The following is a 23,910-nucleotide window of genomic DNA, read 5'->3' on the forward strand; positions in this document are numbered from 1 at the left end:
CTTCGCCCGGGATGACGCGCCCCAGGCAGTCGGCCGTGAGGGTCCAGTTCCTGACTTCCCGCCCGACGGCGGTCCACAGTGGCGCGACCGTGCCGGCTCGTTCCGGCTTCCTGGTCCCCTCGCGGTGTGAATGTGTGGGGCCCAGTCAACCAGAGCCCTGCGTCCCCCGCTATTGCGGGGTCCACTACGGTGAATGGCGTGCGCTACGACTACCTGACCGACGGCTCCGACATCTACCGCGAATCCTTCCGGATCATCCGCGAGGAGACCGATCTCACCCGCTTCCCCGACGACGTGGCCCGCGTCGTCGTGCGGATGGTGCACGCGGCCGGCGCCCCGGACGTCGCCGACGACGTGGCCTTCACTCCCGGCGTCGTGGCCGCCGCCAACGCCGCGCTGCGGGCCGGAGCACCGATCCTCTGCGATTCCTCCATGGTGGCCACCGGCATCATCGCCTCCCGCCTCCCCCGCGACAACGACGTCGTCTGCCACATCAAGGACCCCGGCCTCGCGGCGCTGGCCGCCGAGAAGTCGATGACCAAGACAATGGCCGCGATCGACCTGTGGCTGCCCCGCCTCGACGGCGCCGTCGTCGCCATCGGCAACGCGCCGACGGCGCTCTTCCGGCTGCTCGAGGTGGTCGCGGAGACCGGCGTGAGGCCGGCGGCGGTGATCGGCGTCCCGGTCGGGTTCGTCGGTGCCGCCGAGTCCAAGCAGGCGCTGGCGGCAAACGACCTAGGCCTCGAGTATCTCGTCGTCCACGGCCGACGGGGCGGCTCGGCCCTCACCGTCGCCGCTGTCAACGCCATCGCCAGCACCGACGAGCTGACCAACACCTCACGCCAAGCCTGAGGACCGCTGGCACGTCCGCGTGACGGCTACGCTGAGCCGCATGTCCGCCCGCCGCCACACCACCCGCGAAGAGGTGGTCTACAAGAACAAGTACGTCGGCACGGTGGAGTACCACACCAGCCGCTCCGGGTTCGGCGACGCATCGCTGGTTGCCTACCGGTTCCCCTGCCAGGTCCCGCAGAAGACGAGCCCGGACTTCGTGCTCATCCACGGGATCGGGGTGTCGGCTCGCTCGTACGGCCCGACGGCGGTGGAGCTCGCCAACCACGGTGACGTCCACCTGATCGACCTGGCCGGATACGGCCGTTCGCCCCGCCCTGACCGCGACCTGAGCATCGCCGATCACGCCGCCCTCGTCGGCAAGTACCTGGCGGAGAAGGACCTCGACCACCCGGCGGTGGTGGGCCACTCGATGGGCACCCAGGTGGTGGCGCAGCTGGCCGCCGACTTCCCCGAGGAGGTCGACCACATCGTCCTGATCGCGCCGGTGGTGACGCCGTCGGCCCGCTCGCTAGCGAAGGTCGCGGGGCTGCTGATGGCCAACGGGTTGAAGGAGCCCCCGCAGGTCGCGGCGATGGCGATCTACGACTATCTGTTCCGAGCCGGGGTGCCGTACATGGTCCAGCAGACCCCGCACCTGCTTCAGATGGATATGGAACTGGTCGCGGGGCGGATCGACGCGAAGACCCTGGTGCTCTGCGGGCTCGACGACCCCATCGTTCCCCTCGACTGGGCCGAGAAATTGGCGGGCACGTTCAAGCACGGCTGGTTCGCAACGGTGCCGGGGCCGCACGCCACGATGTTCGCGTCGCCGAAGCTCATCGCCGACCTCATCGACGAGCACGCCCACCGCTGAGCGCCATCGTGACACGGCAGAAGTGATGCCGAGGTCCCCCCAAGACCTCGGCATAGCCGCAGTGTCGCCGCGATTCGGCGCCAACGCATCCGGGAGGGTACGAAAGTACCTTCCCGCGCTCCTCGGCTGGTCAGGCGAGCGTTGCCGACCCATAGGATGACGGCGTGGGACGGAAAGCACTCTCGAGCGGCGCGCTGGAGGTCCTCATCGCGCTCGTGATCATCACGGCCGAGCTCCTCGCGCCCCGAGCGCGGATGGTCCTGACTCCTGAGGTCGTGGCACTCGACATCGCCGCGTTCGTCACGGTGGTGGTCGCGGTCCGGTGGCCGCAGGTCGGCGCGGCATTGACCATCACCCTGGCCGTCGCGGCGGCCGCAATCGACGAAAACTCCCTCGGCTTCTGGCCCTACCTCCTCATGCTCCCTGTCGTCGCCGCCTTACGGAACGGGCGATGGGCCCAGGCAGCGGTGATGGCAGCAACCGTGTTCACGGCGTCGGTGACCGCCACGGCTCGCCAGCTCGCGGAGGACTTCAATCCCTTCGAGGTGATCCTCGGGTGGTTCGCGCTGGACGCCGTGTTCGTGCTCGTCGGATTCGGCCTCAACGCCGTCTCGCGCAACGCCGCCGAGGCCGAGTCCAGGCGCCAGCGGGACCTCAGGCTCCAAGCCACCCTCGACCTCCACGACTCGGTGGCCCGCGAGCTCACTCTCATCGCGATGGAGGCCGACGCCGCGCACAACGCGGGCGGAGCATCTCCGGAGGCGCTGGCCGCACTGTCCGAGCGGGCCCGCAACGCTGGGGCCGCCCTCCGCGACACCATCCGCATGATGCAGCTGGGAGAGAGCGCGCCGACGGACGCGGACTTCCGGGAGACCTTGGCGCAGGAGGTCCGCGAGCTCAAGCGTCGCGGCCACGAGGTGACCACCTCCGGAGACCTCAGCCCCACACTGCATGCGTCCATCGACCGCGCGCTAGCGCAGATCCTCCGCGAGGCGCTCCACAACGTGGCCAAACACGGCCTGAAGCACGGGCCCTGCACGATCGTGGGCGAGCTGTCCGCCGTCGACTACCAGCTGATCGTCACCAACCAGATGCCGCCTGATCGGACGACCGGCGCGGGCCTCGGCACGCTCGGCATGCGCCACCGCGCCACGCTCGCCGGCGGTAGTCTCCGGCTGGCATCCGCGAACGGCACCTGGACGTGCCTGGTGGAGATGCCGCTGACCGTGCGGCAATTGCAGACATGATCAGCGTCGGGATCTGCGACGACGACCCGCTCGTCCTGAGCTACCTCGCCGCGACCCTCGCCCGCGTCGACGACATCGCCGTCGTCCACCAGTGCGCCGGGGGTCACGAGGCATTGGCTGCGCCCCCAGTCGACCTGTGGCTCATGGACATCCGGATGCCCGGTATCTCCGGGGTGGAGACGTGCCGCGCGCTGACCTCCCGCCCGGACCCGCCGCGGGTCCTGCTGCTCACCAGCCTCAGCACCACGAGTCTCACCGAGGCGGTCGGCGCCGGCGCCTGCGGCTTTCTCTACAAGGACACCCCGGCCAAGGCGCTCGCCGCGGCCATCCGGACCGCGGACGCCGGGATCTTCGTCCACTCCCCCGACGCGGCGCGGGGGCTGACCACCAGGGTGACCAGCCGGGAGTCGGCCCCCGACGGAGTGCTGCGCGACGCCGTCGACCACGAGCTGATCCGCGCCATCAACGCCGGACGCGGCTACGACCAGATGGCCGAGGCGCTGGGCATGTCGGTGTCAGGGGTCAAGAAGCGGGTCGGCACCCTCATGAGGCGCGCGGGCGTCAGCAGCCGCCCCCAGCTGATGGCACAGTCCGTCTCCTGGTCAACGCAGCCATCGGAGTCGCCCCGCCCGGATAGTCCTGCTCCGTCCTAGTTGACGGTCCAGCGCGGCTTGGTGAGATCGCACTCTTTGGGGATATGCGTGTCATCGGAGACCTCAGCCGAGGCCGCGGACTCACCGCCGGTCAGTTCAACCGGCCGACCGAGTTCGAAGGTACCTTGCTCTGTCTCGAGTGCACCCTGGTCAGCCCAACTCGGGGCGCCGCGGAAGACCGGGAGATAGTCGGTCCCATCTTCGGCAGTCAGGTACAGGCAGCCATCGTTGAGCTGCAGCATCCCGCTGACCAGGGCCGTGGGTCCGCCGTCGTTGAGCGCCCCCTCCCGCCAAGCTACCTCGGGGGCAGCCTGGCTCGCCGTGCAGCCGAGGCTCAGACCAACCGCAGCCCAAACCAGCCACACCATCAAGTGCTTCATACCGCCTACATATACGCTGCGGCCCGTCGCCGAACAGAAGCGGGACCCCAGAGGGTACTTATGTGCCCACCCATGAGTCCGCGCTACCTGTTCTTCTGCACACTGCAAGGCAGGGAGCGACGCTCGGTCCGACCCCGGCCCACTCACGATGGCGCTCCCGGCTACGCTGGCTACGTGCCCGTCACCGCCCCTCACCCTGTGACTCGAGGCTGCTGAGATGGCGCGCCGCGGGCAACTCGACGACTCCTCGCTCCGGCCCGGCTGGACCACCGGCGCCTGCGCCACCGCCGCCGCGACGGCCGCCTACGAGGCCCTGCTCACCGGGGAGTTCCCGGACCCCGTAGAGATCGAGCTACCCCAGGGCCGCCGGCCGTCGTTTGCCTTAACCCTCGAGCATGTGACCGACGGTGTCGCGATGGCCGCCGTCACCAAGGACGCCGGCGACGACCCCGACGTCACGCACGGCGCCCTCGTCCGCGCCTGGGTGCGCCCGGGCCCGTCGGGCTCGGGCGTGCGGCTCCTCGGTGGCCCCGGCGTCGGCACCGTCACGCTGCCCGGGCTCCCGCTCCCTGTGGGCGAGCCGGCCATCAACCCCGCACCCCGGGCGATGATCAGGGCGAACCTCTCCGCCGTCGCCCGCCGACACGGCGTGCCCCTCGACCTCGAGGTGACCATCGGGGTCGACGACGGCGAGGCCCTCGCGCGGCACACGTGGAACCCGCGCATCGGCATCCTGGGCGGGATCTCCATCCTCGGCACCACCGGCGTCGTGGTCCCCTACTCGTGCTCCGCGTGGATCGACTCGATCCGCCGCGGCGTCGACGTCGCCCGCGCCGCCGGCATGCAGCACCTGGCCGCCTGTACCGGGTCGACGTCGGAGCGCGTCGTCGCAGAGCTGTATGGCCTGCCAGAGCTGGCGCTGCTGGACATGGGCGACTTCGCCGGCGCCGTGCTCAAGTACGTCTCCCGGCACCCCGTCGAACGCCTCACGATTTGCGGAGGGTTCGCCAAGCTCACCAAGCTCGCCGCCGGACACCTCGACCTGCACTCCCACCGCACCCAGGTGGACCTGTCCCACCTCGCGGGCCTGGCCATCGAGGCAGGCGCCGGAGAGGCGCTCGCCACGGCGATCCGTGCCGCCAACACCGCGGCAGAGGCCCTCGACCTGGCCGAGGCAGACGGCATCCCGCTGGGCGACGCCGTCGCCACCGCGGCCCGCGATCACGCCCTCACCGTCCTGCGCGGCTCTCCCGTGGCGGTCGACGTCATCTGCATCGATCGGGGCGGCGCCATCGTCGGCAACTCGGCTTGATGAGGGATGCGGCACGCCGGTCCGGTGAATGTCGGGGATGAGCGCAGACGTTTCAGGGTCCTACCGCCTCAGGTTCTTGAGTCCCTCCCCTACGATCTCGAGCCGCTCCACAGCCGAGCGCCGCAACTCATCACGCAGATAGCCGTCGAGATCCAAAACACGTGCAACTTCCTCACGGTCGAGGTGGGGGCTTAGATTCATGGGCTCCCGGTCTATCGCCGGCTCACCTGTCCTTGAGCTGCTCATGAAGGCCGCCCCGCAGCGCGAGCGGAACCAAGGCTACCCCGAGTGCCCACCCGGACGCGGCGGCCGCACCGATGGCGAGGAGACCTGCACCCAACGTCGCCGCGACGCCGGTCGGCGGGACGGCCTGCAGCGACACGGCCACTGCGAGCGCGGCGACGGTGGCGGCGCAGGCGAGAATCACCGACGGCACGAGGACCAGGGCCACCTCCCCCAACGCGAGGAACATGAGCTCCGCGCGGCTGCTGCCGAAGGTGCGGTAAACCGCGAGCTCTGGGCGCCTGCCCCAGTTGGTGAGCAGGACAAGCAACCCGATCAGCACGCCCGCCACCAGACCCGGGGCCAGGCCCGCGTATCGTTGCCACTGCTCGTGAGGGCTGAGGAGGGCCGAGTCGTCGACGGCGAACGGGCTGACCGCCACGCCGTGCCCTGCGAAAGAGAAATCGAGCAGGTCGCGACCCGCCTCGAACGCCCCAGGGTCCATCCGCACCCAACACTCGCTCATCGCGAAATCGGGCGGGCGCGTCACCACCACATTGGCCAGGAGCCGGGCCGGCTTCACCGAGTCTGGCGTCCGTGCGTCGATGCGATGCGAGTTGCCCTCACCGTCGTAGAGCACCATTCCCACGGCAGCCAGCCCGGTGTCGGCGAGGTCTGATCCTGCAACAACTTCTCCAGGTGGCTCGGCAACCGCCCAGGCAGCCCAGATTCCGGGGGTGGCGACATCGACGGTCACCCCCCGCGCCCCTGAGAACGCATGCCACTCACGCTGCTCCTGCCCGACGGCCCCGGCGCCGATCACCCCGGGCTGACCGTTGAGTTGGGCGCAGAGTCTGGCCGGCACCGGCTGCCCATCCGAATCGGCCTGAATCCACCAGACAGTTCCTCCACGGACCAACTCACCGTCGTGCTGGTTGAGGACGCTCGAAGCGGACATGACGGTGGCAACCCCGCACATGGCGAGCACTGCGGCTGTGACCACTGCCAGCACAGCATGCCGGGGACCGAGGTTTCGGAATGCCTCGCGCAGCAGAAGACCCGGATGCCACACAGTTCAGCCTTCCTCCAGGGATCCGTCGGGCCGGATCCGCACGATCCGGTCCGCCATCGCCCCGATGCGCTCATCGTGGGTGGCCAGGAGCACCGCCGTGTGGCCGGCCGTCGCGAACAGCGCCTCCGCCACCACGTCCGCGGTGCGGGCGTCGAGGTTCGCAGTCGGCTCGTCGGCAAGCAGCAGGCTGGGGCGGGAGATCAAGGCGCGGGCGACAGCAACGCGCTGCGCCTCGCCTCCGGAGAGCGTTCGCGCATCTCGTTGATCCGATGGATCCAGCCCGACGCTGAGCAGCAACTCGCTGGCCGTGGCATCGGCGGTGCCCGACGTGGAGCCCGCGGCCAGCGCAGGGAGCGCTACGTTGTCCAGAGCACTTCGCCGTGGTAACAGGTTGACGCTCTGGAGGATCCACGCGATCCGCAGCCGATGGCGATCCTGCACCGAGCACGCGATCCCATCGATCTGCACCCGCCCCGTCGTGGGAGCCGCGAGAAGACCCGCGACGTTGAGAAGTGTTGTCTTGCCCCTCCCTGAGGCCCCCATCAGGGCTACCGACTCCCCTGATGCAACCGTCAGATTCACCCCGTCCAGCACGGCCCGGTCTGCCCCCGCGTACCTGAACGCCACGTCGACCAGCCTCAGGGACATTCAGCCTCCGGTACGACCTCCAAGGGATTGACCAGCACCCGAGCGCCCTCGCCCAGCTCAGGTGCGATCAGGGCGCTGCCGTCGACCGCCGAGCCGATCAACGTCACTGCCGCAGGACTGTGGTCACCGGCCAGCAGAACGCAAGACGCACCTGACGGGTCCAGCACCAACGCCGCCGGGGGCACTGCCTGCCCGGGCTCCGGATCGGTCAATGCCACTCTGCCATCCACCGTCACACTCCCCGTCGTGTCCGAGGGGGGAGTGGTCTCCTCCTCGACGGCGCCCTCGGCATCAGAAGTTGCGCCAGGTTTCGGATCCAGCAGTGCGGCCAACGCGGCTTCGTCGACAAGCGTCCAAGCCCCCTCGCTCAACGTGACATCGTACGAACTGCCCAGGTAGGAGAACCGGTACGCTCCATCCGGCCCACCGCCCTCCACTTCAAACTTCAGACCCTCGACGGTCGTCACTCCGTCGAGGAAGGCCGCACCGGGGGCCGGCGCCGGCTGCCCGACGCGCAGGGCGACGGACGCGACGCGGTATGTGTCGGTTGGGAGCATTAGGAACCACCGCGGATCCAACACTCCGGTGGGCGTCGTCCCGAGCGATTTCTCGTAGGCGCGCACGGCCGAGGCCGTTGCACTCCCGAAGGTGCCCGACACAGACAGTGATGCACCGGGGACGAGAACGTTGAGAAGTTCCTGGGCCACCTTCACGTCGGCACCCTTGTCTCCCCGCGACAGTGACCTGAACAGTGCAGTGCCGGCGGTGTAGGCACGCAGCGTCACCCCGTCGACATCCACGATTGCGCTGCCCGTTCCCAACTCATCCGAGCTCCCGGCATGGACAGCGGTGACAGTGCCCGCCGAGCCGTTCCACAGCACCGGCTCCGGCGCGACCCTGCGACCCGTCAGCGACGCCGCAGACGAGTAGTCGAGTTGCGCCTCGCGGACCTCGACAACCACCGGTACCGGCGGTGCATCGAGCGCCGCCAACTGACCGCGAAGCGCCAGTGCCAGCCAGGCGCCCGCGCCGATCAAGACCGCCACCGCGATGAACACGGTGACGGGGTACAACCACGACCGACGCCTCACGGGTTGTTCGCGTCTCCCTTGGGCCAGACGCCGCGGTAGCGCTCCATGCACGCCATGGCCTCAATCTCCTCTGGGGTGTCCGACAACTGCTCCCAAATGGCCTTGACGAAGACCCGCGAATCGTTCGTCCCGGCATCCAACCCTGTGACACCGAGGTCCCCCAGGCACTCCATGAGTTCTCGCATCACCGCTTCACGCTCGCTACCCGAGACCCGTTTGGTCTCCTGGTATGCGTTCACAATCTCGTCCATATGCTCCGCATAGCACTCGTTGTAGGCTTCATCGAGCTCAGCGTCACGACCCTGTGTGTTCTGGATTTCCATGGCGTAGTCGTTCGACAGCTCGCTCCAGTCAACGCGCGCATCGAATCCCTTGGAAACGAGGCAGTCCGCACCTGCCTGCCACGCCGCGCGATACTCGGCCTCGGTTGGCGCCTGAGAGTCCGTCGCAGAAGCGGTGCAAGCGCTGAGCAGCAAGACCGCACACGCAGCGGCCGTAATGCGTTCTAACATGTCAACGATGCCGAGGGGCTGTGCCGTGTCAAGGTGGTTTCGGAGCCCACCACACATCCTGCGGCGACAACGCTGACAACCAAACCCCGAAGCCCCATGAGCCCCAACTCCTTCGATCGAGTGGGGACGGCGGAAGTCGCCCCACACACAGACCCTGCACGATCCGGGAGATGATTCGCGGGACAACCGCAGAACGCGGATCGAAAGTACCTGGACACGGTACAGAAGTGCCGTGAATCAGGCCGGTGTGCTCCTTGTGCATCACGGTTGCGATCCGCGCCATCCACTGCAGGCCGGCACTCTCCTACCGCCCGAGGTCCAGGTCTCGGAGCTTGGCCATGAGTTGGGGGCGCGAGTGGACGTCCAGGCGTTTCATGAGCGCCGCGACACGCTTCTTCAGCCCGGACTCGGACATGCCAACACGCGGAGCAATCTGCGCGTACGTCTTGCCCGTCATCACCTCGTCCGCGATCCTCCGCTCGTCCGCGGCCAGGTCGGGAACCTCGACCGGGAGACGGGGCGAGGCGGCGTCGCGTGACCGGGGGATGATGACCGCGGCTTGCGGAGATTGAACCTGGAACCCCGCTGCTGCGGCCCGGACAGCGGTGTGGAGCCGTTCCGGCTGTTCGTCCTTGAACAGGTAGCCCGAGGCTCCTGCCCGGTACGCCTCGGAGACCGTCTCCGAGGTGGAGGCTGTCAGGATCAGCACGCGGGGCGCATCCGTGCCGGCAGTCAGGACGGCACACGCCTGGATACCGGTCATCTCCGGCATGCGTTGGTCCATCAGCCACACATCAACCGGCTCATCGACAGCGATGGCTTCGTCCCCGGAGCGGCAGACCGCAACCACGACAAGGTCGTCCGCGCGGCCGATGACATCGGCGACCAGCCTAAGGACCAGCGGGTCGTCATCACAGACGCCCACCCTATCATGCGACGCCACTGCGGGTGTCCTGCACGAGCGGAAGACTGGCCTCAAGTACCCACACGCCGTGGGAAAGGCCAGCCGACACCAAGCCCCCTCGCGCCCGCGCCTGGTTCCCCATGCTCTCCAGCCCCAGCCCCGAGTGGCCGCCCGCTGCCCCGGCGCGGGGTGTGTTGGTCACCGCGAAATCAAGGGCATCGTCGGTGGCCTCGACCATGATCAAGCACGGCCCGTCGGGGTTCCCGTGCTTGGCCACGTTGTGCAGCCCCTCCAGCATGATCCGGCCCGCCGCGTGATCCACCGCGGTGCGGAGTGGAGCGTCCACCTCGATGCTCACCCGAACCTCGAACCCGAGCCTCTCCAACTCAGCACGCCCCACATCCACCGCCATAGACAAACCCGTGTCCCGCTCGGGGGCTGCGGGCCGACCCCCCAGCAGCTGCATGGTTCGACGGATCGCGACACTCGCCTCGCGCGCCATCTGCGCCATCGACTCCAACTGCTCCGGAGTGGCCGAACCCGCCACAACGGCAGCATCCGCCTGCATGGCCAGAACAGCAAGATTCCGTGCGGTCGAATCATGCAGGTCCCGGGCCAGGTCAAGAGCACGCTCCTGGTAGTCACGGTGCACGCGCTCCTCGGCTACCCTCGCGAGCGCGCGACCCGCGAACCCGACCGCCCACACCAGCCCGTACGTGAACAGCCAGGTGATCGTGATCCCGATCAGGTCCCTGTCGTCCGGGTGAACCCGATAACTCACCCACCACCCCGCGGCACCCCCGATTGCCGTCGCAGCACCCGCCAGTCCGATCCGGCCAAGCCGGATCGCCGTCACGGTCGGCAGCGCGCACAGATACAAAGCCATTCCCGAACCGTCAGGATCCAGCCAGAGAACGACAGCCAGCCCGGGCAGCAGAAGGCCGATCCCCAACCCCAGCCAGCGCAGAGCGACAAGCGCCAGCACCAGCGCCAGCACATCCGCCGCCAACGCAGACACAGAGATCCGGCCGCCCACGAACGCAAAGAACGAAGCCGCAATCATCAGCAGCGCGACGGCTGACTCAGCCCCGCCCCACGCCAGCAGGCGATTCACCACCATTGCACGCTTCACGAGCACCCACCCTAGGACGCCCACAACTCCGACACCCGCAAGAAGGATCTTTCGTACCCAATCCGGGCACGAATGAACCCACCCACACCCCACGGGCGCCTACATCCGCCGGGACCCCTGTCTACTTGGGCAGCATGCCGATCATGGTCTCGCTCCTCGCACTGCTACTCCTCATCGTCGCCCCCGCCGAGGCGCCTTCGCCAGCCGGGGCCGAGGCCCGGGACATCTGCACGGTCTTCCCCTGGTACCCGGGCTGCTGACCGAGGTCAGCCCTCAAACGCCGAGAGAAGCCATGCCCATATGAGTGATACTCGCGCACCTGAAGCAGATCATGCGGGGCCCAGCATTCAAAGGTTCACGAAGGTACTTAAGTACCCTGAGGCGTGCAGCCGCCTATTGAAGCAGTCGTTCCACGTGTTAGTGTCCGACACATGCACAGAAGACATTTCGCGACGGCATTGACATTCATCGCCGCTCTCTCACTGTCCGTTGCTGCACCACTGTCCGCCGGTGCCGCGACGGAATCAGGAATCACACCGACGTGTGTTGCCGGGGCGCGGCCTCTTGTGCGGGGAGAGCAGACGAGTCTCAATACCCTCCGTGTCGACATGCCCAGTGGCACAATTCGTCACAACAACGCGACAAAATACTACCTCGCCTATCAGCATCCAACCATGACCCGCGCTTCATGGTACGCGTCGTCCATCTCCTTGAAGGACTCAGGAACGTATGGTATTTGCGCGCCGGTCTAGTTCCATCGCGGCTGCGCTGCTGGCAGTTCTTGGTCTCTGCGGATGTGTTGCGCAGGAACCGGTTGCTGCCGCTTCCAGCTCGTCGGCGCCCGTCTTCGACCGCAATGAGCCTTGGGCGCCTTATCAGAACATCACTCTCCCGCCGATGACAATGGAGCAGAAGCTGGAGTTCCGGCAGCAGTGGCTCGATGCGGAGTGGCAATCCGTTGTGCAGCAATGGCCAGAGCTGGCAGACGAGGATGCACGCCCGACGGTGGAACTGGTCTCGTTCGGGGATCCCCTCGGCGGAGATGAATTCTTGGCACAGTGTTTCACAGATGCTGGATACCCGGCCGTCGCGGAGGAGGGTGGAGTCAGTTTCCCGGGCGGGGTCCAGGCGTCGCCACAGTATGGCCTGGCACATTACGTCTGCTACTCGAAATTCACGCCCGATCCGCTGATGCTTCGCGATTGGAACGATGATCAACTCGGTCTCCTGTGGGAGTATCTGACTCAGTGGCGCAATCCTTGCCTGGAATCCTTTGGGCTTGTCACCAGTGAAGGTCCGGACCGCGCGTCGTTTATCAACGAGTTTTTCACAGACGGCTCCGAAGCCCGCGCTTGGGCATTCAGCGACCCCACCGTCGGATCCGACAACCGAGACGACATTCTAGCGGCGTGCCCCTCGCTCCCACGGGAACACTTCTATGGCTCCTGACATCGCCACATCCGACACGGCTCCGCCAGGTCCGCCTCGCCGATGGCCAGTGATTCTGGGCGGTGCCCTGCTGCTGGCCACCGCGGCCTTCTGGGCGGGAAGGGTCACCCTGACTCCACCGCCCGGGTTACTTGAGACTGCGGACGAGGATCTGGTGGTCACGGTGACCGAGCGCACGATCGGCCAAACCCTCGACTACGGTGCCCGAACATCCCGCGCATCCCGAACCATCGCCACCAACGCTCTGGCTGGGGTCGTCACGGCGGCGCCGGACCAGCCGGTGGCTGTCCGCGCCGTCGGCGACGTGCTCTACGAAGTGGGGGGCATTCCAGTGCGCATCGTCGAAGGAGAGGTACCGTTCCACCGCGATCTGTCCCTGGGCGTGGCCGGCCGTGACGTGGAGCAGTTGGAGGGCGCGCTCGTCGCTCTGAAATACCTCGACGTGGCAGACTCCACCTTCGACGAGGCCACCGGCCGCGGCGTGTCCGAGTGGCAGCGCAACCTCGGCGTCGCCCCTACAGGAATGGTGGGCCTCGGAGAGCTGGTCGCCGCCGACTCACTGCCCGCCGGCGTTGTGGTCGACGCGCAACAGGTGTGGGCGGGGGCTGTGCTGGGCGGCGGCGAGGTGGCCGTCTCGATGACGACAGGCGACCCTCAGTTCATCCTCCCGTTGTCACCCGGACAGATGAGCCTGGTCCCAACGGACGCGCCGATGACGGTCGAGGGTCTCGGGCACAGCTGGCCCGCGGTATGGGGGGCGAGCCGGCCCAACGACGAGCTGGGCGCGGGCGAACTCGTGACGTTGACCAGCCCGGACGGCGGGCCGGTGTGCGGAGACGACTGTGACGCCGTGCCTGCCGAGCAAATGTGGGTGACGGTGCACATCGAGGTAATCCCCAGGACCACCGGCCCCACGGTCCCGGTGGCCGCCGTCTCTACCGACGCCACCGGGCAGGCCTGGGTGACCGTGGTCGACGGCAACGCGCGCGAACGCAGACCCGTGACGGTCAGCAGGTCGCACGCGGGGCTCGCCGTCGTCGAGGGAGTCGAGGTAGGCGAGTCCGTACAGGCCCTCGCCTCGGCCGACGTCACACCCGAGGCGTCAGCCACAGCGACGTCCTCCGCGAGGCCGTCACCGAGCGAGACTCCGTGACATCGGTGCTCTCCGTGTCCGGGCTGCGGTTCACCTATCCGAGGGGACGCGAGCCGGTCCTCGTCGATGTGTCGGCCGAGTTCGACGCCGGCGAGACGGTTGCGCTGACGGGCCCCAGCGGACGCGGGAAGTCCACCCTCCTCTACCTACTCGGGCTGCTGCTCACGTCGGACGAGGGTGAGGTGGAAGTGCACGGACGGCCCACCTCCACGCTCAACGACGCCCAGCGCTCCACCATGCGCGCCCGCCACATGGGCTTCGTGTTCCAGGACGCTGAGCTCGACCCCGCCCGCACCGTCCTGGATTCAGTGGTTGAACCCGCCCTGTACGCCGGCCACCGCAGGAGGGATGTCATCGCCAGAGCGGGAGAACTGCTCGGCGCGTTCGGCGTGGAAGCCCGCGCTGATCACCTCCCGGGGCAGATCAGCGGCGGCCAGGCGCAGCGGGTGGCGCTGTGCCGGGCGCTGATGAACCGCCCCACGATCCTGCTGGCGGACGAGCCCACTGGCAACCTCGACCGCACCAACGCGGAGAACGTCTTGGACCGCCTCGTCGGGGCCGCCAAGGACGAGTCCGTGGCGCTGATCATCGCCACGCACGACCCCTTCGTCATCTCCCGGGTCGACAGGGTGGTCGAGCTGTGAGGGCGGTCTCGCTTCTCCGGGAGGCCGTTGCCTCCGCGATGGCTGCCCGGGTCCCCACGATCCTCATCCTGCTGGCTGCGGCCGCAATGACCTTCGCCGCAGCCGCCACCTCCGGGCGCGGGGCGGCCCTGCAGGAGCAGTTGGAGCAGCGCCTGGAGGACGCCGGCGCTCGCGTAATCGCGGTCACCGATCAGGGCTCCGATGGGTTCCTCACCCCCGAAGCGGTCAGCGTCATCGCGGACCTCTCCAGCGTCGACACCGTCGCAGCGGTGACCAAGGCGTCCACGGTCACCAACGCCGCCCTCGGCTGGGGCGGGCCGACGGTGAGCGTTTGGGGCCTCGTCGGTACCAGCCCCGACGACGTGGTCACCCTCCGCGCCGGCCGTTGGCCCGAGCCTGGTGAGGCGATCGTCTCGGCCACCTCGGGCGCCACCCTCAGGATGGAGGCCCCGTCGGGGGCACTAGTCACGAGGGACAACCACACCTACGCCGTCGTCGGCACCTACGACGCGGCAGCCCCGTTCGACTGGCTCCGCGACGGCGCCATCTATGTTTCCGCGACACCCGGGGTTGGTGAGCAGGCACGAGTCATCGTCGACGATGTGGGTCAACTGGGCCCCACCGAACGCGGTCTCCGGAGGTTGCTGGCGCCCACCGACCCCGCGAACCTGGGCCTCTCCTCCCCACGGGACCTCGCCGAGACCTCCCAACTGGTGGGCGGGGACGTCCGGTTGGCCGGCTACGAGACCACCCTCATCGTCCTGCTCGTCGGCGCGCTGTTCGTGGGCGCCGTCGCCCTGGCCGACGTGCTCATCCGGCAACGCGACCTCGGCCGGCGGCGAGCCCTCGGCATCACCCGCGTCGACCTCATGAGCCTGATCGTTCTTCGCGCCGCGCTGTCCACCACCGCCGGCGCGGTGCTGGGCATCGTCGCGGTCACGGCCTTCGGCACGGCCACGGAAACCATCGCTCCGCTCGGGCATACCGCCGCCACCGCCACCCTCGTGGTCGTGGCGGCCCTCGTCGCGACGGTGCCCGCAGGCATGGTGGCCGCGCACCGCGACCCCGTGGCGGTACTCCGAACGGCCTGACCATCGCGGATTGTGGGATCCGGTCGCTGGCCCCACGTGCCCGCCGGACCCAGCTGGACCTACCTCACCGGGGCCCTGTCGCGTGACCTGGCCGACGAGCAGGGCGTGACCGTGGGTCGACCCGCCAGTCTGCGCGCCTGGATCACCGCGTACGCCACCGCCACCGCTGGCACCGCGGACTGGGAAACCAATCAGGACCGCCGCAAGCCCCGGCGACGCGGACCCCGCCCAGCAAGGCGACCACCAGCCGCTACCGGCGAACTCAATGGTACGACACCCGCTGAGGGAAGGCTGTGCGCAGGTAACGTGATGCGCACGGCGCGCAGGCGAAGGAGGCCAGGAGTGGTGCGATTCATCCTCGACCTGATCATCGACCTCTCCGTGGCGGCGATCGTCTCCGCGGCCGTCATGGTCACGATGTTCTACCTCGGCCCCTGGGCCGATCCGCTCGGGATGGACGCACTCTGGTGGCTGCTGTCGACCGCAGCGGTCCTACTCGCGTCCTGGCGATGGTGGGCACGCCGATACACCCCTTGATCGCGCGAACTCCTCCCATCGCGGCAGATCCGGATGTTCGGGGCGTCGTCCGAGGCGAGCCTGCCACTGTTCACGGAGTCGGGTCCGCGGGTCGGTTCCCCCTGAGGCATCGAGTCCTTGACGGCATGGAAGGACACGGGACGTCGACCGTCGGCGTGAACCGGCACCCGTGGGACAGTTGTGCTCGACACGAACACAAGCACCGCTGACCGGGGGGCAGCACCATACCCCGGCCGGGACAGGCCCCGAGGACACGCCCATCGTCGTTGTCCCGGTGGAGCCATCTGAGTCATCCGGAGCGACGTCTGAACCCGGTCGGTCCGAGCCTGTTCCCGACGCGGCGCTGGCTGCTCAGATGGTATGCGAGCCGATCAGCCGCGCGACGCGTCTGAGCCATGAATCACGGTGGGGGCCGGTGGACTGGGACGAGGCCGTGCAGATCGCGGTGGGTGAAGGCCTGACCGCGGGAATCAACTGGTGGGTCGTCGTGGCAACCCCCGACGGCGTCACGGGCCGCGCCCGGCTCACCAACGCCGACAGCCTGGATGACCCCGCCGACGGGGAATGGCTGATCGCATCGGGCTGGCAGGCCTACACCGGCGAAGGCATGGCCTCCAACGACTCCTTCTACTGGCAGTACTTCCCCCACGTGAAGTGGGACGCTGCCGGCCATCAGCGCCTCCACGCCGCCGTCGCGAAGGGCTTCGAATGTCTCGACCTCGAATACCCTGAACCCGACCCGTTGAACCGTTGACCACCGGGCAGAGCGACCATCCGCGGCGGGGTGGACCCCTCTGTGGAGTACCTTCGCGGTATGGAGAGCATGATTCGCAACACCAGGATATGGATTCTGGTGCTTCTCGCGATCGCCGGACTGGCGATCGTCCCCAGCTCGGCGTTCGCGGAGACACGGGCGTCCTGGTGCGGTTCGTACTGGTTCCGGGATTTACCCGTGAAGCTCAGAATCGTCAACTGCTCAGTCATGACTCCGAGCGCCAAGTACACCTCCTCGGTTCAGACAATCGGCTACGTGGCAGCGGTGGGTCAGTCCCCGTACTGGATGAGAGTCGAGTTGCGAACCTCTGCCAACGTCCTCGTGGGTACCACATCTGATGCCGGCCAGATCGAGGTTGCAGATGTCACTGCCTCGCACAAGGCCGTGTGCCAAAACGCCTCCGGATACTCGAATGCCATTCAATGCGGCGTTGTCTGAGCGTTTGCGTCGCCCTGGCGCTGCTGCCGACCGGATGTGTGCCACCCCCGTCCAGCCATTCCGACGTGGCGACATTCTCGGCTGTCAGCACCAGCACTGAGGTCTTACCGGCACTGTCCAGTCGATTTGAGAGGCACCTTGGTCCGGAATTTCAGGCCTTCTCTCCGAGCGGCCCACCGGGGATTGACGCCTACATCGCCACCGGCAATGGGCGGGTGTGCGTGGGCATCATCCACGACCAGGTGGCCACATCATGCAACGAGCTGAACTCGCCCGACCAGACCTTCTCGATACTGTCGGTGGAGGTTCCCGGGAGAACCTCGCTAACGCTCGTCGCCGCTCCTGATGGCTACACCGCCGGCAGCATCGGTGCTCTCGAGTGCCGCGTTGAGTCCAATACATTGATGCTTCTCAATGCCGACCTTTCCGAGGAACTCGTTCTGACAGGACCGGGGATGAGAACGTGGCGATTCGCCGGTCAGGTCATGGCCGACGAGTCAGCCACAGAGGGCGCATGCTTTGTGAGCCGGTGATCCCCTCCTCTCCGAGAGGACTGGTGGACTTTGGCGCTATCGCCACGGCAGCCTGGACCGAGCGTCCAGGATGGACGAACTCTGGACGCTGCTGGCGCCCACGGGGCTCCCGTGCGCGTCCTGGCGACGGTGGGCACGCCAACGAACTCCTTGACACGCGAGCTCCACCCAACGCGGATGAGCAGAAATGCGGCTCCTGGTGCCGAGGCCATCACCACGACATGGGATTCTATCAATCCAGTCGCACCCGAGACGATCTTCAACATTCAAACGACCCGGATCAACCCCTGAACCTGATCAAGGTGACCAAGACGGCGCCTCGTCGATTCACAGAATCGGCTGAGTCGCCGTCCTCATCAGCGATGAACTCAAGGATCTCACCCGGCTGGCAATCGAGCACCCGACACATCGCCTCAAGGGTGGAAAACCGCACAGCCTTCGCCCGGCCATTCTTCAAAACCGATACATTCGCCGCGGTGATCCCCACCGCCTCCGCGAGCCCCTGAACCGATAGTCCCCTGTCCACCAAGAGATAGTCCAGTCTCACCCGGATCATCAGATTGGGCCGTCCACGTCCTAACGCCGCATGCGCGCCTGGGGACGACGCTCAGGAAACTGACGTCCGCCTGAGGCACAGGCACTGAACCCCGACTGACGGCCAACGCACATACCCAACGCGGCAATTGAGGGCGGTCGTGCTCGGGGACACCGGAGCCGAAGGCTACCCTCGCACACCGCGGCATGAGAGTAAGCCTGTCGGTGGTGAACCCCGTCCGGTCTACAGTCTCGTCATGGGCAACAAGGGCACGGCATGGATCGCATGGAGCCTGCTCACCGCAGCCAGCACTGCGGGCTGCGCCGTTGGCCCGTCTCTGGAGGTGCCTGACAACAGCACCCGAATCTGCCAATCCACACTCGCTGGCGACACCGACTACTGGTTCGGCGTGCCGATCACGAACACGAGCCCACACGCAATCACGCTCAAGTCCGTACAGGTCGGCGAGCATGACCACGTCAAACTCAGCGACGTGGTGGTCGTACCCCCAATAAGACTCGAAGACGGCACAACCCTGGGGTTCGGAGTCACCCATGACCCAGCGGCCCAGAATGCCGCCCTATGGGCCGGACGCCAACCCGTCGCCGCATACCTGATACCTCCAACCGCCACAGTGAGCCTGGCCATCGCATTGCGACCGGAGGCAGCGGACACAGGAAGCGCCGCCAGCCAAGTGGTCACCTACCGCGTCGACGGAGAGCCGCGCGATAGGACTGCGACATCGCGTCTCACCCTGGTCCTGGCGAGCGACTGCCCAGCCGCGCTGGAAGAAGACTCGTAAAGAGACTCCCGCCTTCATCTGCGACGCGCAGGATGCGGCAAATGCGCGCATTCTGCAGGGGGTCTCAGTTCGCGAGGAAGATGTCGTGTTCCGCGCACTTCGCAGGGACAGTGACACCGCCCGCGAGGAAATCGCCTGCCTCAACGTTTCGCGACGAATGCTCCAGAACGTAACCTCCAGCGACAAGCACCTCGTCGCCAAGGGTGTAAGTCCCCACGGTGGGGATCCGGATCGTCAACGGCTGGTCCTGGACAACCTGAGTACCGTGCGGCCACACGATGACCGAGCCACCCGCTCCGAGGCAACCGCCAACCACTTCCAGCGTCCCTCCACCTTGAGCGGCCATGCCACCGTCGGCGCGTTCCGACACCAAGACGGAGACGTCACCGGACTGGACGACCTCCCCTTGCCCACCGCACGCCGCCAGACCAGACACCATCAGAACCGTCAGCCCCACCCTCGCCAAACATCTCACATCCCGCCCCCTTCATGCGACCGCATCTGCGCTCAGTATGCCGGGGCATCAATCCAGGCATCGGCCGTGCGGGCTAGACGAGGATGGGACGATGGGGAACCGCCGCGGGAACGGACAGTGAACAGATTGCGGTCCCGTTGTGACGCGCGGGCCCGATCCGGGAAGTACCAGATGTGAGCCGCTACCAGCCTTCCGACCATGAGCGCCTCGAAGATCTCTTCGAACTCCACTCGAGGGCGGTTCGCGCATACGCCATCCGCCGGATCGGACCCCATGCCGCAGACGACATCGTGAGCGAGGTGTTCACCACAGCGTGGCGCCGCCTGGGGGACGTCCCCGATCCTGCGCTGCCCTGGCTGTTCAGGGTGGCCCACCACACGATCCTCCACGAACGGCGCTCCCTGGCCCGGCGCATGAGGGTACGCGACGCAGTCGCCGATGACCCGCCGCGTCACCACCCGGCGCCCGAACACAGTAGCCGGGCTCTCGCTGAGAGCGTGTTAGCCCAGCTGCCGGACCTCGACGCGGAGATCCTGCGACTGACGGCCTGGGAAGGCTTGACGCCCACCGAGATCGCCGTCGTTCTCGACCTCAGCGGCTCAGCCACCCGCAACCGCCTGATGCGCGCCCGACGACGCGCTCAGCAACTGCTCTCCGACGACCACACCTCACTGCCTCTGGCCGTCGTCCCCGCACCACAAGGAGCCCACCATGCGTGACATCGAAACCCTCCTGCGCGAAACCGACCCCGCAGCCCACACCCCCGCCTACAGTCAGGACGAACGTCGCCGCCTCCTCACCCAGGCACTCACCGCCCCCACCCCGAGACGGAGCCACACGTGGCGCATCGCCGCGGTCGCCGCGGCCAGCGCACTCGTCGTCGGCCTGGGGCTCTTCCAACCCCCAGGCACCGGCGCAACAGCACAAGCCCAGGAAGTCCTCACCGAGGCAGCCATCAACGCCGTCGACGAACCCACCGAACCGGGGCAATACTGGAAGATCGTCAACCAAGGCGAGACACTGCTCATCGACAATGCGGCAACCTGCCTCGTGAGCTTCACAGACACCATGTACGTCTCCGTGGACGGAACTGAACCCACCTGGTACGACCGAACTCAACGCGAACTCGCCCAGGTACTCCACGGTGACGGGTGCCGGGTCGACGGCCCACCCGAGGCGTGGGCCGGAGACCTCGGACCCAACGACCTACCCGCCTCCTGGCAATCACCCTCCATGCGGTTCTTCGCGGAACTCCCCCGCGACCCCGACGCGCTGCTCGAACGCCTCCAGGCCGACACGGAAGACCGGGGCCGCGGGAAAGACCACGCCGTCCACGTCTACGTCGCCGACGTACTGCGCTCCGGTATCGTCCCCGCGGACCTACGCAGCTCACTCTTCGAAGTCCTGAAGAAGCTCCCCACCGTGGAAGTCACCAGCCAGCGCGTGATGGACGGAATCGACGTCACCGTGATCGGCGCCAAGGACAGGTACGGCTACACAGACGAACTCCTCATCGACCCCGCCCGCGGCCAAGTGGTCGGAGAGATCTGGCGACACCCCGACGAAGAGCATGAGTCCGTCGAGACGATCCACCGACAACTGGTCGACGATATCCCGCTGGAACTACAAGAACGCGCCGACCGATGCCAGTACCAAGTACACGACAACGGCTCAGTGGGCTGCCAGTAGACACCCTCGCAGCAGCCCTCCACATCCTGCGGCCCCACCCGAAGAAGGTCAACACACCATCGTGCAAGGCATCGAGTCGATCCATCCCAACCAAACGACCGACACCCTTCGCCTCGACTCACATCCCAAGCCATCCCAGCGGAACCCGGCAGCGGGATTCCGATGAACCCCACGCCGCGCCGCTGGCCCACGGTCCTGCCGGCATTCCTGGCCACAGTGATCGTGGCGGCTCTTGCTACATGGCAGTTCACGAGTAGCGACCACTCCGTTTCCGACCCGGCCCCGGCAACCCCGAGCACCATGAGCGAGTGTGCGCGAGCAGGTCCGACCCAACCGCACCGGTCAGCACCTTCACACAGGCCGTCCCCGATGGCATCCTCGGAAGATGACCGTCTCGCCACTGCCCCGGCGCGGGATCGCACTTGAAGGACGCGACCGTCCTGGCCGTGTGCTGCGCGTCTCGTCTCATCCCGAGACCGGCAGGACGATCCTGTCCATCTGGGAGGACAACACCTGCCGTGCCACGGTGCGACTCTCGCCTGCAGACGCCGCCGAACTCATCGGAGCACTCGCGAGCTCCATCGCAGAAGCGAACCAGCTCAAGGAGTTCGGGAACAACGTCAGCTGACGCCCCCGCACCCACTCGCCCCCTGAACAGCTGTACATGCCTCGCGGTTGCTTGAGAGGCCCGACGACGACCCTTGCAAGGGTTCGCTGTAACTCCATGCCGAACTGTGTGCCAAGGTCCCCGGCTCAACGCACGAGGCGCGGCATGAGCGAGCATCGACCGGTCAGCTCAGGGCAGGAGGTCCCAATACTGCTTGCGCGCAGGCATGGCATGAATGACCATCTCCTCACCACTCTCGAAGACCAGGACCACGGTCTCGAGTAGACGAGCCTGGGTGTCGAAGCCGAGTCGCAGTTCTCGTTGCGGCCAGCCGTCATCGTCAAGCGGCTCAATCCACAGGACCAGTCGGCGGCCTGCACCGCGTCCTCGGGCAGGACCCCATGCTTGCCTGCGCTGCGGTGTACCTTCACGCGGCGTAGCCGGCAAGCGCGCGCCGGATCGCTTCAGAGCGTGACACATTGTCACGCTCGGCCAGCGCGTCCAATGCCGTGATTTCCTCGGCCGTCAGGCGTACCGCGATGACCTGCATCGGCTCGGCACCGCGCCCGGGACGGCCACGGCCGCGACGCTTCAACTCCGCAACGTCGTAGCCGGCTTCGGCCTCATTCGTCCATTGTCGGATCTGCTCTTCACTCACCATACAAATATCGTATAACGGAATCTGCAGCCGCGAAAGAGCCCCGCAGTCAGGTCCCGGAGGCCATGTAGGCGGCGGGGATGTAGTTGGGGATGCCCGTCGAGGTTCCTGCGGGCACGGTCGTAGCGCATGGTGGTTCTTTGGTCGGCGTGGCGGGCGGCGATCTGGACGTCACGTAGGTCGACTCCGGCATCGAGCATCGTGGTGACGAAGGTGTGCCGCAACATGTGCGGGTGCATCCGCGGAAGCTGGATCGCGGCGGAGTTGTCGAGGTGCTTCAGCCGCCGGGTGGCAGCGTGACGGTCCATCCGTGAGCCACAACGGTTGAGCAGAATCGGCCCCTCCGCTCGTCCCGCGACGGCACGTTCGATCGCCCGCTGAACAGCCGGCGCCAGTGGAGTGAGAACAACCTTGCCGTGAACCCTCAGCACGCGATGGCCATGCTCCTCTCCCAGCTCCTCGACGTTGGCGCCGCATGCTTCGAAGATCCGGAGCCCAAGCAGCCCAGCATCACCAGAGCGAAGTCATTGACATTGGCAGACAGCCGGGAAGCGCTGAGCAAGGCTTCGAACTGAAGATGAGACAAACCCAGAGTCGGAGACTCAGCCGGCACGTTCGGGCGCCGCACGTAGTCCGCCGGTGAAGCAGCGATCACCTGGTCAATGACACAGGTCCGGTAGAAGCCCGCTATCACAGAGACACGCCGGCTCACGGTCGAGGGCTGGAAGTGACGGACTTCTTGCATCCAGCGCACGTACAACTCGACCTGAGCGCGGCTCGCACCCAGGGGGTCGACACACCGCTCGCGGCACCACACCAAGAAGCTACGCAGGTCCGACTCGGTATGGACGCGGGTCTGCCCACGGTAGCGGGCGAGGTAGGCGGCGACTGCCCTCACCAGAGGATCGGTCGCAGCATCGAGGAGGACCGGGAACAAGATGGGCTCAAGACTGGTCATACATGATGCTGCGCTCACCCCGACCACAACGCCAGAGGCAGCATCTTCGAACTGGCTGCGGCATTTGCGGATGTTGTCAGGCGACGGGGTCGAGCCTGCGGACGGTGGGTAATCCGGCGGCACGCTCGGCCGCGAGGTCAAAAGCCGACTGCAGGGCCAGCCAAACGCGGGCGGTACCAACGCCTGCTCCCTCCAGTCGAACAGCAAGGTTGGGGCTCACGCGGGCATGGCCGTGCAGGACTCGGCTCAACGTCACCCGGGAGATCCCGAGCCGGGACGCGGCCTCCCCAACACTCAGCCCGAGATCGGCCAGCACGTCCTCGCGAAGGATCTCGCCGGGATGGACCGGGGTCCTCATCACCATGTTGTCCACCTCCTGGTCAGTGGTAGTCCTGATAGTCGACGAGTTCGACGTCGCTCTCAACGAAGCGGAACGTCACTCGCCAGTTGCCGTTCACCCAGATCGACCAGTGCCCGGCCAGGTCCCCTGTGAGGGGGTGGGTCCGAAACGACGGGATCGCGAGGTCGTCGGGGGTCTGTGCCACGTCCAGAAGCGACAAGATGCGAAGCAACTTGGGGATGTGAGTCGCTTGAACACCCTTCTTCGAACCGTCGCGATACAGCCGCTCCAGACCCTTGTGCCGGAAGCTGACGATCACAAAAAGCATCGTATCGCGTAGCGCTA

At 67.0% G+C, this 23,910-nt stretch carries 32 protein-coding genes; 18 read left to right on the forward strand and 14 right to left on the reverse strand.

Annotated features, from left to right (window positions below):
• Positions 1-198: 198 nt before the first annotated feature.
• From H5398_RS01280 to H5398_RS01295, 4 genes are all read left to right on the forward strand, one after another.
• Positions 199-852 carry a precorrin-8X methylmutase gene (locus H5398_RS01280; RefSeq protein WP_182781631.1) on the forward strand — a complete coding sequence of 218 codons (654 nt, stop codon included), beginning with the start codon at positions 199-201 and terminating at the stop codon, positions 850-852.
• 40 nt (positions 853-892) lie between these two features.
• A complete protein-coding gene (locus H5398_RS01285; RefSeq protein WP_182798699.1) occupies positions 893-1,708 on the forward strand; it encodes an alpha/beta fold hydrolase in 816 nt (271 codons plus the stop codon).
• A 164-nt stretch (positions 1,709-1,872) separates the two neighbouring features.
• Complete coding sequence (locus tag H5398_RS01290; protein ID WP_182798700.1) at positions 1,873-2,955, forward strand: histidine kinase; 1,083 nt, start codon at positions 1,873-1,875, stop codon at positions 2,953-2,955.
• Positions 2,952-3,608, forward strand: a complete 657-nt coding sequence (locus tag H5398_RS01295) for a response regulator transcription factor (protein ID WP_182781628.1) — start codon at positions 2,952-2,954, stop codon at positions 3,606-3,608. The genes H5398_RS01290 and H5398_RS01295 overlap by 4 nt, the downstream gene beginning before the upstream one ends.
• Here the strand turns inward: H5398_RS01295 and H5398_RS01300 are convergent.
• Entirely contained in the window at positions 3,605-3,976 is a 372-nt protein-coding gene (locus H5398_RS01300) for a hypothetical protein (protein ID WP_182798701.1), read from the reverse strand. The genes H5398_RS01295 and H5398_RS01300 overlap by 4 nt on opposite strands.
• A 229-nt stretch (positions 3,977-4,205) precedes the next feature.
• On the opposite strand from H5398_RS01300, the gene H5398_RS01305 reads away from it, so the two are divergent.
• On the forward strand, positions 4,206-5,300 hold the full coding sequence (locus tag H5398_RS01305) for a cobalt-precorrin-5B (C(1))-methyltransferase (protein WP_182798702.1): 1,095 nt from the start codon (positions 4,206-4,208) through the stop codon (positions 5,298-5,300).
• A gap of 223 nt (positions 5,301-5,523) precedes the next feature.
• Here the strand turns inward: H5398_RS01305 and H5398_RS01310 are convergent, their stop codons facing one another.
• The 6 genes from H5398_RS01310 to H5398_RS01335 all read right to left on the reverse strand — a co-directional run bounded on the left by H5398_RS01310 (position 5,524) and on the right by H5398_RS01335 (position 10,881).
• Positions 5,524-6,594, reverse strand: a complete 1,071-nt coding sequence (locus tag H5398_RS01310) for a hypothetical protein (RefSeq protein ID WP_182798703.1) — start codon at positions 6,592-6,594, stop codon at positions 5,524-5,526.
• A gap of 3 nt (positions 6,595-6,597) precedes the next feature.
• Positions 6,598-7,242 (reverse strand): ABC transporter ATP-binding protein, encoded by a 645-nt coding sequence (locus H5398_RS01315; protein WP_182798704.1) that lies wholly within the window; start codon positions 7,240-7,242, stop codon positions 6,598-6,600.
• Entirely contained in the window at positions 7,233-8,333 is a 1,101-nt protein-coding gene (locus H5398_RS01320) for a peptidoglycan-binding domain-containing protein (protein ID WP_182798705.1), read from the reverse strand. Before H5398_RS01320 ends, H5398_RS01315 begins: the two co-directional genes overlap by 10 nt.
• Entirely contained in the window at positions 8,330-8,845 is a 516-nt protein-coding gene (locus H5398_RS01325) for a hypothetical protein (protein WP_182798706.1), read from the reverse strand. Before H5398_RS01325 ends, H5398_RS01320 begins: the two co-directional genes overlap by 4 nt.
• Positions 8,846-9,149: 304 nt before the next feature.
• Positions 9,150-9,770 carry a response regulator transcription factor gene (locus H5398_RS01330; RefSeq protein WP_182798707.1) on the reverse strand — a complete coding sequence of 207 codons (621 nt, stop codon included), beginning with the start codon at positions 9,768-9,770 and terminating at the stop codon, positions 9,150-9,152.
• Between the two features lie 4 nt (positions 9,771-9,774).
• Positions 9,775-10,881 (reverse strand): histidine kinase, encoded by a 1,107-nt coding sequence (locus H5398_RS01335; RefSeq protein ID WP_182798708.1) that lies wholly within the window; start codon positions 10,879-10,881, stop codon positions 9,775-9,777.
• Between the two features lie 134 nt (positions 10,882-11,015).
• Between H5398_RS01335 and H5398_RS17070 the strand changes: the two genes are divergently transcribed.
• The 9 genes from H5398_RS17070 to H5398_RS01375 all read left to right on the forward strand — a co-directional run bounded on the left by H5398_RS17070 (position 11,016) and on the right by H5398_RS01375 (position 17,501).
• Entirely contained in the window at positions 11,016-11,141 is a 126-nt protein-coding gene (locus tag H5398_RS17070) for a hypothetical protein (RefSeq protein WP_255443441.1), read from the forward strand.
• Positions 11,142-11,778: 637 nt separating this feature from the next.
• A complete protein-coding gene (locus tag H5398_RS01340; protein WP_182798709.1) occupies positions 11,779-12,330 on the forward strand; it encodes a hypothetical protein in 552 nt (183 codons plus the stop codon).
• A 49-nt stretch (positions 12,331-12,379) separates the two neighbouring features.
• Positions 12,380-13,483 carry a peptidoglycan-binding domain-containing protein gene (locus tag H5398_RS01345; RefSeq protein WP_182798710.1) on the forward strand — a complete coding sequence of 368 codons (1,104 nt, stop codon included), beginning with the start codon at positions 12,380-12,382 and terminating at the stop codon, positions 13,481-13,483.
• Positions 13,480-14,127: an ABC transporter ATP-binding protein gene (locus H5398_RS01350; RefSeq protein ID WP_182798711.1), complete on the forward strand. Its 648-nt coding sequence runs from the start codon at positions 13,480-13,482 to the stop codon at positions 14,125-14,127. Before H5398_RS01345 ends, H5398_RS01350 begins: the two co-directional genes overlap by 4 nt.
• 38 nt (positions 14,128-14,165) lie before the next feature.
• Positions 14,166-15,218, forward strand: coding sequence for an ABC transporter permease (locus H5398_RS01355; RefSeq protein ID WP_182798712.1), 1,053 nt, complete (start codon positions 14,166-14,168; stop codon positions 15,216-15,218).
• A 342-nt stretch (positions 15,219-15,560) separates the two neighbouring features.
• On the forward strand, positions 15,561-15,755 hold the full coding sequence (locus H5398_RS01360) for a hypothetical protein (RefSeq protein ID WP_182798713.1): 195 nt from the start codon (positions 15,561-15,563) through the stop codon (positions 15,753-15,755).
• A gap of 415 nt (positions 15,756-16,170) precedes the next feature.
• On the forward strand, positions 16,171-16,509 hold the full coding sequence (locus H5398_RS01365; RefSeq protein ID WP_182798714.1) for a hypothetical protein: 339 nt from the start codon (positions 16,171-16,173) through the stop codon (positions 16,507-16,509).
• Between the two features lie 60 nt (positions 16,510-16,569).
• Positions 16,570-16,968, forward strand: a complete 399-nt coding sequence (locus tag H5398_RS01370; RefSeq protein WP_182798715.1) for a hypothetical protein — start codon at positions 16,570-16,572, stop codon at positions 16,966-16,968.
• Positions 16,969-17,189: 221 nt separating this feature from the next.
• Positions 17,190-17,501: a hypothetical protein gene (locus H5398_RS01375; protein ID WP_182781614.1), complete on the forward strand. Its 312-nt coding sequence runs from the start codon at positions 17,190-17,192 to the stop codon at positions 17,499-17,501.
• A gap of 280 nt (positions 17,502-17,781) precedes the next feature.
• Here the strand turns inward: H5398_RS01375 and H5398_RS01380 are convergent, their stop codons facing one another.
• On the reverse strand, positions 17,782-18,057 hold the full coding sequence (locus tag H5398_RS01380) for a helix-turn-helix transcriptional regulator (RefSeq protein WP_220489043.1): 276 nt from the start codon (positions 18,055-18,057) through the stop codon (positions 17,782-17,784).
• A gap of 235 nt (positions 18,058-18,292) precedes the next feature.
• Here H5398_RS01380 and H5398_RS01385 point away from each other — a divergent pair, with 235 nt between their 5' ends.
• On the forward strand, positions 18,293-18,838 hold the full coding sequence (locus H5398_RS01385) for a hypothetical protein (RefSeq protein ID WP_182781613.1): 546 nt from the start codon (positions 18,293-18,295) through the stop codon (positions 18,836-18,838).
• Positions 18,839-18,902: 64 nt separating this feature from the next.
• Here the strand turns inward: H5398_RS01385 and H5398_RS01390 are convergent, their stop codons facing one another.
• Positions 18,903-19,295, reverse strand: coding sequence for a hypothetical protein (locus tag H5398_RS01390; protein ID WP_182798716.1), 393 nt, complete (start codon positions 19,293-19,295; stop codon positions 18,903-18,905).
• A gap of 191 nt (positions 19,296-19,486) precedes the next feature.
• Here H5398_RS01390 and H5398_RS01395 point away from each other — a divergent pair, with 191 nt between their 5' ends.
• The 3 genes from H5398_RS01395 (at position 19,487) to H5398_RS01405 (ending at position 21,630) form a co-directional block, all read left to right on the forward strand.
• Positions 19,487-20,032 carry a sigma-70 family RNA polymerase sigma factor gene (locus H5398_RS01395; protein WP_182781611.1) on the forward strand — a complete coding sequence of 182 codons (546 nt, stop codon included), beginning with the start codon at positions 19,487-19,489 and terminating at the stop codon, positions 20,030-20,032.
• On the forward strand, positions 20,025-21,002 hold the full coding sequence (locus tag H5398_RS01400; protein ID WP_182798717.1) for a hypothetical protein: 978 nt from the start codon (positions 20,025-20,027) through the stop codon (positions 21,000-21,002). Before H5398_RS01395 ends, H5398_RS01400 begins: the two co-directional genes overlap by 8 nt.
• Before the next feature lie 385 nt (positions 21,003-21,387).
• Positions 21,388-21,630, forward strand: a complete 243-nt coding sequence (locus H5398_RS01405) for a hypothetical protein (RefSeq protein ID WP_182798718.1) — start codon at positions 21,388-21,390, stop codon at positions 21,628-21,630.
• Between the two features lie 406 nt (positions 21,631-22,036).
• Here the strand turns inward: H5398_RS01405 and H5398_RS01410 are convergent, their stop codons facing one another.
• From H5398_RS01410 to H5398_RS01425, 5 genes are all read right to left on the reverse strand, one after another.
• Positions 22,037-22,270 carry a CopG family transcriptional regulator gene (locus tag H5398_RS01410; protein ID WP_182781607.1) on the reverse strand — a complete coding sequence of 78 codons (234 nt, stop codon included), beginning with the start codon at positions 22,268-22,270 and terminating at the stop codon, positions 22,037-22,039.
• Positions 22,264-22,770, reverse strand: a complete 507-nt coding sequence (locus H5398_RS16735) for a tyrosine-type recombinase/integrase (protein WP_220489086.1) — start codon at positions 22,768-22,770, stop codon at positions 22,264-22,266. Before H5398_RS16735 ends, H5398_RS01410 begins: the two co-directional genes overlap by 7 nt.
• Positions 22,692-23,225: a phage integrase N-terminal SAM-like domain-containing protein gene (locus H5398_RS16740; protein WP_220489044.1), complete on the reverse strand. Its 534-nt coding sequence runs from the start codon at positions 23,223-23,225 to the stop codon at positions 22,692-22,694. The genes H5398_RS16735 and H5398_RS16740 overlap by 79 nt, the downstream gene beginning before the upstream one ends.
• A 76-nt stretch (positions 23,226-23,301) precedes the next feature.
• Positions 23,302-23,589 carry a HigA family addiction module antitoxin gene (locus H5398_RS01420; RefSeq protein WP_220489045.1) on the reverse strand — a complete coding sequence of 96 codons (288 nt, stop codon included), beginning with the start codon at positions 23,587-23,589 and terminating at the stop codon, positions 23,302-23,304.
• A 16-nt stretch (positions 23,590-23,605) separates the two neighbouring features.
• Entirely contained in the window at positions 23,606-23,884 is a 279-nt protein-coding gene (locus H5398_RS01425) for a type II toxin-antitoxin system RelE/ParE family toxin (protein WP_182798719.1), read from the reverse strand.
• Positions 23,885-23,910: the final 26 nt, after the last annotated feature.

The organism is Tessaracoccus sp. MC1679, from assembly GCF_014164775.1.
Taxonomy (GTDB): Bacteria; Actinomycetota; Actinomycetes; order Propionibacteriales; family Propionibacteriaceae; genus Arachnia.